Here is a 13,480-nt window from a genome sequence, read left to right on the forward strand (position 1 = left end):
TCGCTTTTCCTAACTTCGCCGTTTCTTGATCCTTGCTCGACCTTAAAGGTTGATCCTTTCCCTAAACTTCAGGAAGCCATCTGCTCTCACTTTCCCCGCAGGCAGGGAATGCTTTACTCGTTTGTACACAGTATGAATGGGAAGTGGACTTCTTTTCCAGTGTTGAATGTTACCCTAAAAAACAATCTATTTAAACCTAATGAACTGAGCCTATCTTAGATGCAAGCATTTGAGGTTTGAGGACCTTTATGAAAGAATCCTCTTATTTCCGAATTCTTGATATGCGCGATAACCATGGAGCAGGGGGACGAGCCCCATGCTCTCAATGGCTTTATTTCATCTTCCAAATCTTCGCCTTGCCACCTTTTACGCTCAACTTGTCGTAGGGCTTGGTGGGGAAGACAAGATTGGTGAGAGCGAACTTGCCGTCGCCGTCAAAGACTTCCACACTGCTCTTGTCGATGAAGATCAGCACGTGGCTGACTTTTCCGTGGGTGGGTGCTGATGTCACTGCGGGGAAGACTTCGCTGAAATCGGTCTTTCCGCTCTTCATGCGGTCGACGGAGAAACTCTTCTCAGCGGCATCGTAGCGCATGACCACACGCTCGTTCTTGTTGTTGGACAATTCGATGGTGGCGTTACGGCGCAGTCCGCTCACCTCTATCATGCAGGCATCGCTCAAACTTGAGGCTTTCTTGTTGAAGGCTTTCATGATCTCCGGCGACGGCTTCACGCTGAGGTATTCCTCACCTTCGTCGGTGAAGATGCCGAGATCGCGTGGAATGCCATTGCCCGAGCGGTATTGCAGCGTCGGCACCACTGCCGCATACTGCCAGTTGCTCATCCAAGGCAGAGCCACATGGCGGCCGTCGGGAGCATTGCTGAAAGTGACAGTGGCGTAGTGATCCTTGCCGTAGTCCATCCACTTCGTTGTCTCAGGCTTGCTCTCACAGGTGAACTTATGTCCGTCCCAGTGGCCTACAAAGTACTGAGTAGCCGAACCGCCGTAGGGGCCACCGGGGTTGATGTTGCAAATGAGCACCCATTTGCCGTTTGCCATTTGTATCAGGTCGGGGCATTCCCACACACCTTTGTGGCAACCGTAGCCTTCGCCGAAACTGCTCTCGTATTTCCAGTTCTTCAAGTCCTTTGATGAGTAGAAGTTCATCTTCTGTCCCGTAGCCATCACGAGGTTCCACTCTTTCGTGGCTTCGTTCCAGATCATCTTCGGGTCGCGGAAGTCCGGCTCTTTGGCCGTGAGGGTCGGGTTGCCGCTGTATTTGGTGAAGGCCTTACCGCCGTCGTTGCTGTAGGCCAGGCTCTGTGTCTGGTTCTCAGCGGCGGTAGTGTACATCGCCACGATGGCATCCTTGCCGAAGCCTGCCGTGTTGCTGCTGTCGACGACAGCTGAACCGCTGAAGATAGTACCCAAGTCGTCGGGTTCAATGGGCGTGCCCTCGTATTGCCAATGAACTAAGTCGCGGCTGGTGGCGTGGCCCCATGTCATGTTTTCCCAGGTAGAGCCGTAGAGATTGTACTGATAGTAGAGATTCCACACGCCATCCTTATAAAACAATCCGTTGGGGTCGTTCATCCATCCCCACAGAGGAGTATGGTGATAGACGGGTCGGTAAGCCTCTCGGTTGGTGGTGTCGAAGGTGTTGCTCTCCTTCATCAGCTGCCAGCAGCTGTAGTCCTCAATGTTGCCTACTGTGCGGTAGTTGCCTTTGAAGTTCAGATCGAGGAGCACACTGCCGTCCTTGCCAAACCGGCTGAGATCCAAGGGCACATAGTAGTCGGGCTTGCCTGTGGCGAGTCGCACGTTGATGGCTTGCATGGAGTGTCCGTCCTTGATGATCCTGATCTTTGTCTCGCTCTCCTTCTCCTCCACGGGCAGGAGGAGATAGCGCTTCTGCGTGTCCACGCTCATCATGGCGTGCTTGTCGGAGAGAATGTGGCGTGTGAACCACTGATGGCTCTGAGCCAGAAGGCTGCCCGTGCCCATGAGCAGGGCAGCCAAGAGGATTGAGAATCTTTTCATGTGGGAAACAGATGTGTACTGAATGGTTTACTTGTCGTAGCCTTTATTCTGCGTGTACAGTCCGGGGATGTAGTAGAGCTGGTTGTAGGGAACCGGCCAAAACTCGTTTTTACCCGGCGTGAAGTTCGCGTCCTTGTAGTACTCGGCATAAGGCTGACCGTCGTAGACATCCTTGGCCTCGCTCTTGAAATAGTTGTTGAGAGTTTCGGAGGCGATGCCCCAGCGGCGCAGGTCGAAGAAGCGGCTACCCTCCATACCCATCTCCAGTCGGCGCTCCCAGCGCAGGCACTTGCGGGCTGTCTCCTTGTCCTGGAAGTAAGACTCAGGATAGAGAGCGATGTCGCACTGGTCGGCGGCGTATTCAATATGCTTTTTGATAGAGTTCTTGGCACGCTGACGGATGTCGTTGATGATCGTACGGGCTTCTTGCAGACGGCCCAACTCGATGAGAGCCTCGGCGCGCATGAGCATCACGTCGGTGTAGCGCAGCACATAGTCGTTCATGTCGAAGGCCTGCCAGGGACGGTTGTAGGACTCGCCCTTGGAACGCTGCGGCACTTCCTTCATCGAAGTATAGTAGCCGTAGGTGTTCGGCGTGCGGGAGTTGGCCTTGGTGAGCGTGTATTCCGGCTCATACTTGTAGGGGAAGGTCGGCATGCCCACCGTGTGGAAGAGCCGCGGATCCCACTTCTGTGCTGTCGGCTTGCCATTGACAGGATATTCGTCGCTGTCGTTGTAGTCGGTGAACTCGGGCAGACCGTTGCGGGTCTTATAGGCATTGACGAGGTTCTGTGAAGGCTTGTGGAAGTCCCATCCGCACGACCAGATGCCCCAGCAGCCGTTGAGCGTGTTGGACCAGTTGGCGCGCCCGTAGCGAGTGTGGTCCTCGGAGTAGTCACTGGCCTGCACAGCGAAGATGCTCTCCTTGCTGTTCTTGTAGTCGGGCAGGAAGATGTCGCCATAGTCCTCAAGGTAACCATAGTGTGATGCCTTGACCACGTCGGTGTAGTCCACTACCTTCTGCATATAGTCCTTGTTGATGTGGCTCACGCCGTCGGTAGCCTCGTAGCCGTCGCCCCAGGCCAGGGTGAGATAGCACTTGGCCAAGTAAGCGGCGGCGGCAATCTTGTTGGCGCGTCCGCCCTCGCTCTGCTTCTCGGGCAGATTATCGTAGGCAAACTTAAAGTCGTCGATGACTTTGCCGAAGAGCTGTTCGTAGGTGTATTGTGTGTTGGAGGTCTTCTCCGTGGCCTTGTCCTTATAGACCTGCTCGTCAATCCATGGCACCTGACGGAACACGGAGATGAGCTTGAAGTAGAAGTGGGCGCGCAGGAAGCGGACCTCAGCTTCGCGCTCTGTCGTTGTCTGCCCCCCAAGCACGTTGTTGCCGTTCTCCTCCAGGGAGACCAGGGCGCGGTTGCAGCGTGACACGGCACAGAACAGACGGTACCAGAGCTCGTCGAGCTCGCCACGTGTGGAGGTCAGCGAAGACCATACCTCGATGTCGTGATAACCTGTGTCGCCCGTTCCGCCACCGCCTTTGAGACAGTCGTCGGATGCCAGGTCGCCGTAGGGCCAGAGGTTGAAGGGATAGGAATACCAGCAGTCGCCGAGCATGGCATAGGCACTGTTGACCATCTTCTCCGGGTCGGAGAAAGCCTTGTCCTCATCGACTACGGCGGTCGGTGTGTAGTCCAGAAAATCGTTGCAGCCGGTCAGGCTCAGGGTCATAGCAGCTGCCAAAGCGATGACATATATCTTTTTCATGATGTGATACTTTATTATATATATAGATGTGATGGTGTTAGAATCCTACTTGCAAACCGAAGGAGACGGAGGAAGAGAGAGGATAGTTCCAGTCGGGGTTCTCAGGATCGGGGCAGGTCAGCGAGCTGCTCTTGATGGTCAGCAGATTCTGCCCGGAGACATAGACGCGGGCACTGGTCATGTGGAGCTTGCTGAGCAGCGATGCCGGCAGGCGGTAACCCATTTGCAGGGTGCGGAGCTTCAGATAAGATCCGTTCTCCACGAAGTAGGAAGAGGCACGGCCCTCGTCCGCGCGGTTCATCGTGCTCAGACGTGGAATCGACGAGCTGGTGTTGTTGGTGTTCCAGGCACCGAGCAGTCGGCTGCCCTTGTTCGATCCCGGGTCGGTGATGGCCCAGAAGTCAGTCTGGAACTTTTGGTTGTTGTACACATCCTGGTCGGCAACGCCCTGCCAGAACATGGTCATGTCGAAGTCTTTATATGTCAGACCGATGTTCAGACCGTAGGAGAAGGCGGGCACCGGATTGTAAATCCACGTCTGGTCGTCGCTGGTGATCTTGCCGTCGTGGGTCAGGTCCTTATATTTCAGACCGCCGAGGCGTGCGTTGGGCTGTCCGGAGGCGTCGACCTCCTCCTGTGTCTGGAAGAGTCCGTCGGCGACATATCCTACGATGGAACCGTAAGGCTTGCGGCTCTGTACGAGGTTCTGCGTCGTCGTGTGGGCATAAGCGCCTGTCGTTGAGGAGGGCAGATAGGTGACGCGGTTGCGGAAGAAGCTCAGATTGCCGTTGAGGTCGAGGCCGAGGCCGCAGGCCAGCGTCTTTCTGTAGCCCAGGGCGAACTCCATACCCCAGTTGCGCAGCGAGGGGCCGTTCTGCCACTGGTTGCCGCCCTCACCCGTTGCTCCAAGGTAAGCGGGATTGATGAGCATGTCCTTCACGTTCTTGATATAGGCGTCAACAGAACCGTAGAGTGAGTTGCCGAGCGTGGTGAAGTCCAGACCTACGTTGTACTGCGTGGCGGATTCCCACTTGAGGTCGGGGTTGGCCAGCTGTGTGGCACGGTAGCCGGAGGGGAAGGTGCCGGAGCCTTGCAGGGCGAGGTCATAGGCGGTGGAGGTGACGCGGTCGAGGCCGTAGTCTACGACATAGAGGCCGAACTGCGCGTTGTTGTCGATGGCCTGGTTACCGGTCTGTCCCCAAGAGAGACGGAGCTTGGCGTCGTTGAGCCAGTTGTAGTGGAGCAGCTGAGAGAAGCGGAAGCCGAGGGAGGCAGCGGGGAAGGTACCCCAGCGGCTGTTCTTACCGAAGCGGGAGGATCCGTCCTCGCGGATGGTGAACGATGCCAACAGCAGGTCTTGCCAGTTGTAGTCGATCTTGACGAAGAAGGAAGCCAGGCGATAACCGAACTTGGCTCCGCTGTTGTTCATCGTGCCGGTGGCAGCGTTGGGCCACATATAGTCCACGTCTTCCAGGGCATACCCCTCGGAGTAGGCCGAGAAGTCGATGATGCTCTGCTTCGAGAGCTCGCTGCCCAACAGCATGTTGAAGCGGTGGTCGCCGGGGAGCGTGAAGAGATAGTTGGCGGTGTTGGACCATACCCAGTTGGTCTCGTTGTTGTTGGAGAGCGTCGTCTTGGCGATGTTGTTGCGGACCACGTCCGACTGGTAGGTGTGGGTCAGCGCATTAATGAACGATGTCTTGTAGTCAATACCGAAGTTGGACTTCAGCGTTAGGCCTTTGATAGGCTTCAGCTCTACGTAGGCGTTGCCGAAGATTCTCCAGTAGTCGAGATGGTTGTCGCGGTTGTCATACTGCTCACGGGCCGGGTTCTCACGGTCGGACATGGAACCGACCGGTCCGGCGAAGGTCTTTCTGTCTTTCTCATATACCGGTACGACGGGCGGCATCTTCAGCGCGTTCTCCATCGGAGCGCAGTCCACCTGTGTAGAATAGGTGACGGTGAGGTTCTCGCCCACGGTGACCATCTTGTTGAGATTCCAGGAGGTGTTCAGCCGGGCGGCGATGTTCTGGAAGCTGGTGTATTTCAGGATTCCGTCCACATCCTTGTATCCCAAGGAGAACATGGCACTGTGCTTGTCGTTGGCGTGAGAGAGCGAGAGGTCATAGTTCTGCGAGAAACCAGTGTGGGAGATGGCGTCCACCCAGTCAGTGTCAGAGAAGGGCATGGTCTGCCGCTCGTTGATATATCCGTTGTAGCGTCCGGCGGCCGTATAGGAAACGGTCTTGCCGGTTGCCGGGTCGTAGGCGGTGACCGGAATGCCGTTGGCGGCCTTGAGGTCCACGCCGTAGTTGCTGGCATAGGCCACGGGGTCCAGTCCGTCGTTGAGGGCGGCCTGTGCCATGGCGGTGAGATAGCTGCCGGTGTTCAACAGCTTCATCTTCGACTGGCTGGTATAGAACTGTGCGGTGAGGTTGGTCGAGAAGTCGATGGCGATCTTGTCGCCTTTCTTTCCCTTCTTCGTCGTGATGATGATCACACCATTCGAAGCGCGTGAACCGTAGATGCTGGCTGAGGCTGCGTCCTTGAGCACCTGCATGCTCTCGATGTCGTTCATGTTGAGTGAGTTCAAAGCCATGTTGGTCGGCACGCCGTCAACGATGAACAATGGGTCCTGCGAGGAGTTGAACGAACCGATACCACGGATGCGTACCGTTCCCGTGCCGATAGGCGAGCCGTTTGTGGTGACGGTCATGCCCGGCACCTTACCTTGCAGGGAGCGCATGGGGTCGGGATCAGGAGATGTCTGCAGGTCCTTTGTGTTCACCACAGCCACCGAACCGGTCAGGTCGGCCTTGCGCTGAACAGTGTAACCCGTGACGACAACCTCGTTGAGCTCTTTGGCATTCTCCTTCAGCTCAATGGTCATGTTGCTGCCGGCTTTCAGTTCCTGTGTAGCATAACCTATATAGGAGACGACCAGCGGAGAGCCCTGTGGCGCCTTGAACGAGAAGTGGCCGTCGAGGTCGGTGACGGCACCGTTGGATGTACCTTTCTGGATGACGGACACACCGATGATGGGCTCACCAGTAGCATCCTTGACTGTACCGCTGACGATGATGTCTTGTGCCCAAGCCGACACACTGACTGTTGCCAACGTCATACCGAGCAACGCTCTTCTGAAGTGTTTCATGATTTTAAATTTTAGTTATTAATCCGTAGGGACGATTTGATTTCGGTTGCAAAGTTACGGGATATTGACATAAGTCAATTCAACGATCTGCTCAGAGGATGAAACAATTGATACATGTAACAATATTCGAAGCATTGGTCAAAAATGTAAGATTACGCTTATTGTCCAGCGAAAGATTTCGGTGACTCTTTTATTTCAAGAATTTGAGAATGAGAGAATACTTCCATCTAAAGGAGTTAAAGAGAATGACCAGATGAAAGCAACGAAGCTGTTTTTATTCTTCGATTCTTATCAATTCACAGTAATGCACGGGGTATTCTATAATTCTCTAATTCTTGATAAAAAAGGAAATAGCGTGTGATAAGGCTCCAACTTCATAACGTAATAAACGCAAGAACCCCAATACACCCTATATATAATAAGGTGTACTGGGGTAGCTTGTTTTTCTCCTTTGCAGGAGTGAGCTATGATAGTGGAGCGAACTACTTCACTCTGTTGAGCAGGCTCTCTGGCAATTTAGGCATGGCACCGGGCTGAGTGCAGACAAAGGCACTGACTTCCACAGCGAGCTTATGGGCGTCCTTGATAGGCATTCCGGCAAGGATGGCAGAAGCAAAGGAGCCTGTGAAGCTGTCGCCGGCACCGACGGTGTCGTCCACCTCCACCTTCGGTGTGGGCTGATAGCTCTTCACGCCGGGAGCAAAGACATAGCTGCCGTTGGTGCCGCAGGTGAGCACGAGCATCTTCAGGTTGTACTTACCAAGGATGAGATAGCACTTGTTCTCGATGTCGAGACCGGGATAACCAAAGAGACGGCCGATGGTAACGAGTTCCTCATCGTTGATCTTGAGGATGTCACAAGCTTTGAGACTGTCCTGGATGATCTCTTTGGAGTAGAAGTTCTGGCGCAGGTTGATGTCGAAGATCTTCAAGCATGCCATCGGCGTGGTGTCAATGAAACGGTGGATGGTGTCGCGCGATATTTTATTGCGCTGTGCCAATGATCCGAAACAAACACAGCCACAGTGCTTGGCGATGTTTTCTATCTCAGGTGTGAAGGGAATGTTGTCCCAAGCCACGTTTTGTTTGATGTCGTAGGTAGGTACTCCTTCTTCATCGAGTTCCACCTGTACGGTACCTGTCGGATAATCGACACGCGGCATGACATACTTCAGATGCTTCTCGTCGAACTCTTTGAGCGTTTGATCGCCGAGCGCGTCGTTACCAATAGCACTGATGGCATAGGCGTCATTGCCAAACTGACTGGCATGATAAGCGAAATTAGCGGGTGCTCCACCCAACTTGCTGCCGTCGGGCAGACAATCCCACAAGGCCTCACCGAGGCCGACAATGACTTTGTTCATAGTTATTATTTATTTGACGTTCTTGATATAGGTAAAAAGATAAGCTACACCTACAGCCATGACGAGCACGGCACCGGCTTGTCCCATAGCGTCAGAGGCAAAGCCCATGATAAGCGGGAAGACCGTACCACCAAAAAGTCCCATGATCATCAGTCCACTGACCTCATTTTGTTTGTCAGGCACACTCTGCAAAGCTTGAGCGAAGACAAGTGAGAAAACGTTGCTGTTGCCGTAGCCTACAAGTGCGATGGCAATATACAGTACAAGTTTGGTGGTTCCAAAGAACAGTCCGCACATCGAAAGGGCCATCATCGTGATGGAGATGACAAAGAACAGCCGGTTGTTGACCACACGCAGGAAAAACGAGCCTGTCAAGCACCCAAGAGTACGGAAGATAAAGTAAAGCGACGTTGCGAAGGCGGCATCGTTGAGCGTCATCCCCAGCCGCTCCATGAGAATTTTCGGTGCTGTCGTGTTGGTGCCAACATCGATACCCACGTGACACATGATGCCGATGAAGCTCAGCAGCACGATGGGCTTACCCAGCAGGCGGAAGCAGGCAGCGAACTGCTTGCCCACAGTTGGCGAAGTCTCCCCGGCAAAGGCAGGTCCTTCTTCCTCAATGGGTGTAGAGAGCAGGAACAGCGAGGCGGCGATACCGATAATCATATAGATAGGGAAGAGCACACGCCAGCCGAGGCCAAAGGAAGGGATGGCCTGAGTAGCGCCCCAAGCAGCGATATAGGGAGCCATGAACGAGGCGATAGCCTTGACAAACTGGCCGAAGGTGAGCGTAGAGGCGAGATGGCCGCCGCGAACCACTGTGGCAACAAGGGGGTTGAGCGAGGTCTGCATGAGCGCGTTGCCGATACCCAAGAGCGAGAAGCTGACGAGCATCAGTCCAAAGCTCTCACCGAAGAGCGGCAACAAGAGCGACACCACGGTGACAACGAGTGAAAGTAATACCGTCTTCTTTCGTCCGATCTTATTCATCAGCACACCCGTCGGCACAGAGAAGATAAGAAACCAGAAAAATACCAGAGATGGGAAGATATTGGCAGTGGCATCGTTGAGCTCCAAGTCACTCTTCACATAATTCGATGCTATGCCCACCAAGTCAACGAACCCCATGGCGAAGAAGCAAAGCATGACACTGGCCAGAGCCAGCTTGTTGATTTTGTTGTTCATGTCTTTATTAATTTAGGTTTTTTGTTCTATATCATTAAAGACCGCCTTCGTTAAAAAAGGACTATCCTTTAATTGCTGGCACGAAATTACGAAAACAAATTCAATGTTATGTTATGCATTCATACAAATGCTGTAACTTTTTCGACATGTATCAATATTTTCATCGAATGAAACAATTGTTAAGTCTTTCGATACCCTTAAACTTACTCTTTTGCGTCTTCCTTGATGTCTGTTGGGTATTTGCCGTATTGCTTCTTAAAACAAGAAGAGAAATATCCAGGTGTACCGAAACCTACCTCATAGGCTACTTCTGCCACAGTCTTGTCGGTGGCTTTGAGCAATTTCATAGCCCGTTTGAGACGCATCTCTTTCAGCAATTCCACAGGAGACATGCCCGTCATGGCCTTCACCTTTCGGTAGAGCTGCACACGGCTGATACCCATGTCAGCCCCGAGGTCGTCCATCTTCAGTTTGGTGTTGCTCATATTCCTAAGGATAGCCTGGCGCAGTGTGTCCATGAACATCTTGTCGGGCGTGCTGAGCTTTTCTTCTTGTTCCTGGTTTTCATTCGTCTGTTGCTTTTCTGCGGAAAAGACTTTCTTGAGTTTCTGCCGATTGGCGAGCAGGCTGGCGATATGCGCGAGAAGCACCTCGGCACTGAAGGGTTTGGTGAGATAGGCATCAGCCCCTTGGCTGAGTCCTTCGGCCTGTTGCTGTTCTGTGCTGCGCGCTGTTAGCAGGATGACAGGGATATGGCTGGTCAAGGGCTCCGTCTTGATCTTGCCACAGAAGGTCAGTCCGTCCATCACTGGCATCATCACGTCGCTGATGATCAGGTCGGGCACACTCTCGCGTGCCAGTTTCCAACCGCTCTGTCCGTCGCTGGCTTCAAGCACGTAATAGCGGTTGAGGAGCAGCGTGCGCAGGTAGCGGCGCATGTCATCGTTGTCGTCAACGATCAATACAGTCGCGAGTTCGTCACTTTGGTCGCGCACGACGATGTCATGTTGCCCGTCCTGCACCGACCGTCGGCTGATGGCGTGTGCGTCATCGGGCTGCGGCTCCTTGACCATCTTTTGCGTTTCCTTTTGGAATTGCAGCACATCGGTGACCAAATGCAACAATTGTTCCGCATTGCGCTGTACGATGTCGAGCAGTTCATGGTCGCCCACACTGAGTGTCTTGCTCTCACTAAGTTGCTGCAGCGGGCCGTTGATGAGTGTCAGAGGCGTGCGCAGCTGGTGGCTGGCATTGGTGTAGAAGCGGTTTTGTTCTTTCCCCAGTTCTTTTATCCGTCGGTTAGCGCGCCGTGTGATCACGATGGCTCTCCATACCAGCAGCACGGCGATGAACAGCACAAGAGCCACACAAACAGACACAAAGAGAATAGTACGCTGCACGTGATAGAGTCCGAGATAATCCTCGAGTTTGTTCTGTATAGTAATGAGATATTCGTTTTGTCGCATCATCGCATTGGCATTGACAGCGATCTCATCTACATTTTGTGGTGTGACAACAACGCTCTTGATGATGTTTTCACGCTTATAAGGCTTGTGCTCCAGGATTTTCAGGGCCAACGCGATAATCTCTTCACCGTGTGTGGGATAGATATAGCTGGCAGCGAGTTTTCCTTGCTGAATGGCCTCAATACCTTCATTTGGGAGTGCGTCAATACCGAGGAAAAAGATACTTTTTTCTTTCCCGAGCTCTTTGGCGGCCTTGTAAGCGCCAAGTGACGCCAAGTCGCTATGGCAGAAGACCACATCGAGAGGCTTGCCCTCAAGCAGCCATTTCTTCGTGGTCGCATAGGAGTCCTCAAACGTCCAGTTGGTCTTGATATGCTGAAAGTCGAGTTCAGGGTGTTGCTTTATGACAGTGCTGAATCCTTCGTATCGTTCACGGTCCGGCGATGTCACCAATTGACCGGTGATCTCAAGTACGACCGGCCGTCGCCCGACGTGTATGCTGTCGTGGCACAGTCGTGCGGCATAGGAACCCATCGCTCGTCCTGCCTCCACATTGTCGCCACCGATATAAGCAGTGTAATTTTGCGATGAAGTCTTGCGCTCAAAGAGAATAACGGGAATTCCACGTTTCTTAGCCCGTTCCACACAGGATGAGAGCGGTTTATATTCGTTGGGAGCAATGACGAGCAGATCTACGCCAGCGTCAATGAGACTGTCGATCTGCTGCCGTTGCCGGTTGGTGTTATTGTCAGCATTGGTGATACACACCTTCACGTCAGTGTCGTAGAGATGCTGTGAGGAAAGCATTTCATTGTTGACTTTGTCGCGCCATTTTCCGCCTACGCACTGCGACACACCTATTTTATATTTATAGGAGGCTGGCGGTGTGCAGCCCGTGGTGAACAAGAGCATCATCAGGGGCAGGATGAACAGTTGTACTGTAAGTATCGTTTTAGGTCTTTTCATAAGCCATTGGGCATTACAGGGATCAAAGTCTGTTCTCGCGTCAGTAGACCCTCACGTCGCTGATCACCGAGGAGCCGACAGCCTCGTTGAGTCGACGGGTGAGTTGCGTATGCATCATACTGAGGTCTTGCCGTAGTGCCGGATTGTCGATCTTCACGTGCAACACTTGGTTGCGGATGAACTTCTCCCGTGTATAGCTTGAGATCATGTGTCCGGTGACCACGTCCCAGGCATCCACGATACGTCGCTGCAGCAGGGGCGTTTCCAGTCCTTCCTTTCTGAGCATTTCCTTCAGCAGGTCTCCTATCGGTTTTACTTCACGCTTAAACATATATATAGATGAACGATAAATTGAGAATGAACACTTTTCTCACTTTGGAGCAAAAAGAGTCAACACTTAACACTGTGTCGCGTTTCCGTCCTCGACATGAAAGAGCTTATAATCCTCGCCCACATGTTGGAGGATATGGTCGAGATGGTCGCGGTTGGTGTCTGTAATGAAGATTTGTCCATAGTCAGGCCGTGCTACGAGTTTGATGATCTGCTCCACGCGCTTGGCGTCAAGCTTGTCAAAGATGTCGTCGAGAAGCAGCAAAGGCGTCGTGCCGGATGCTGTCTTCTTCAAGAAAGAGAACTGAGCGAGCTTCAGTGCCAGCACGTAGGTCTTTGTCTGCCCTTGGCTCGCCTCGCGCCTCATGGGGTAGCCCTCAAGGAGCATCTCCAGGTCATCGCGGTGGATGCCGTGGAGCGAATAACCCACGGCACGGTCTCGCAGACGGTCGCGGCGAATCACATCGAGCAGAGGACCACGCTGACCGTGAGAGACATAGTGCAGGGAGACGGCCTCGTGGTGATCGGAGAGCGTGTCGTAGATCTGCTGAAACACCGGTGTCATTTCTTCCACAAACTGGCTGCGCTTGTGAAAGACCTCCTCTCCCGCCGAAGCCATCTCCTCTTCCCACAGGTCCATGAGCGAGGCGTCAGGCTCCGTTTCCATCTTCAGCAAGGCGTTGCGCTGCTGCAATGCTTTGTTGTAGCGCGTCAGTGCGTCCATATAAGTATGGTCATACTGCGCGATGACGACATCCATGAGCCTCCGCCGCTCCTCACTTGTACCGCTGACCAGACTGTTGTCTGAGGGCGTGACGAAGATGAGCGGGATGAGACCAATGTGTGTCGAGAGCTTCTTATAGTCCTTATGGTTACGCTTGAACTGCTTATGTCGTCCGCGCTTCATAGCCGCGTAGATATTTTCCTGCTGTCCCTCGTCGCCCTCATAGTCGCCCTCGATGACGAAGAACTCCTGGTCATGGTTGATCACCTGTGAGTCGATGTTGGTGAAGTTGCTGTGGCAGAACGAGAGAAAATAGACAGCGTCGAGGATGTTGGTCTTGCCTTCACCATTGTTGCCGATGAAGCAGTTCACCTTCGGCGAGAGCTCCAGCGCAGTGCTCTTTATGTTCTTGTAATTGATGATTGATATCTTCTTCAGTCTCATGATCCTATGGGCTCTATGGGGCTTTCCCTTGCCTTA

The 13,480-nt window shown here is 53.2% G+C and carries 8 protein-coding genes; all 8 read right to left on the reverse strand.

Annotation, left to right across the window (positions count from 1 at the left end; genetic code table 11):
• Positions 1-331 precede the first annotated feature (331 nt).
• Positions 332-2,041 (reverse strand): DUF4980 domain-containing protein, encoded by a 1,710-nt coding sequence (locus NG346_RS00655; protein WP_396266653.1) that lies wholly within the window; start codon positions 2,039-2,041, stop codon positions 332-334.
• A 27-nt stretch (positions 2,042-2,068) separates the two neighbouring features.
• On the reverse strand, positions 2,069-3,808 hold the full coding sequence (locus NG346_RS00660; RefSeq protein ID WP_262278807.1) for a RagB/SusD family nutrient uptake outer membrane protein: 1,740 nt from the start codon (positions 3,806-3,808) through the stop codon (positions 2,069-2,071).
• Positions 3,809-3,845: 37 nt separating this feature from the next.
• Positions 3,846-6,932, reverse strand: a complete 3,087-nt coding sequence (locus NG346_RS00665) for a SusC/RagA family TonB-linked outer membrane protein (RefSeq protein ID WP_396266668.1) — start codon at positions 6,930-6,932, stop codon at positions 3,846-3,848.
• Positions 6,933-7,444: 512 nt separating this feature from the next.
• Entirely contained in the window at positions 7,445-8,326 is an 882-nt protein-coding gene (locus NG346_RS00670) for a carbohydrate kinase family protein (protein WP_262278805.1), read from the reverse strand.
• A gap of 9 nt (positions 8,327-8,335) precedes the next feature.
• Complete coding sequence (locus NG346_RS00675; RefSeq protein ID WP_262278804.1) at positions 8,336-9,514, reverse strand: MFS transporter; 1,179 nt, start codon at positions 9,512-9,514, stop codon at positions 8,336-8,338.
• 203 nt (positions 9,515-9,717) lie between these two features.
• Positions 9,718-11,946: a hybrid sensor histidine kinase/response regulator transcription factor gene (locus NG346_RS00680; RefSeq protein WP_262278803.1), complete on the reverse strand. Its 2,229-nt coding sequence runs from the start codon at positions 11,944-11,946 to the stop codon at positions 9,718-9,720.
• Positions 11,947-11,986: 40 nt separating this feature from the next.
• The gene (locus tag NG346_RS00685; protein WP_154534021.1) at positions 11,987-12,277 is read right to left on the reverse strand and encodes a DUF721 domain-containing protein; all 291 of its coding nucleotides are present in this window, start codon (positions 12,275-12,277) and stop codon (positions 11,987-11,989) included.
• Positions 12,278-12,343: 66 nt separating this feature from the next.
• Entirely contained in the window at positions 12,344-13,444 is a 1,101-nt protein-coding gene (gene recF, locus NG346_RS00690) for a DNA replication/repair protein RecF (RefSeq protein WP_262278802.1), read from the reverse strand.
• Positions 13,445-13,480: the final 36 nt, after the last annotated feature.

Origin of the sequence: Hallella absiana (assembly GCF_025457485.1) — a bacterium.
Lineage (GTDB): Bacteria > Bacteroidota > Bacteroidia > Bacteroidales > Bacteroidaceae > Prevotella > Prevotella absiana.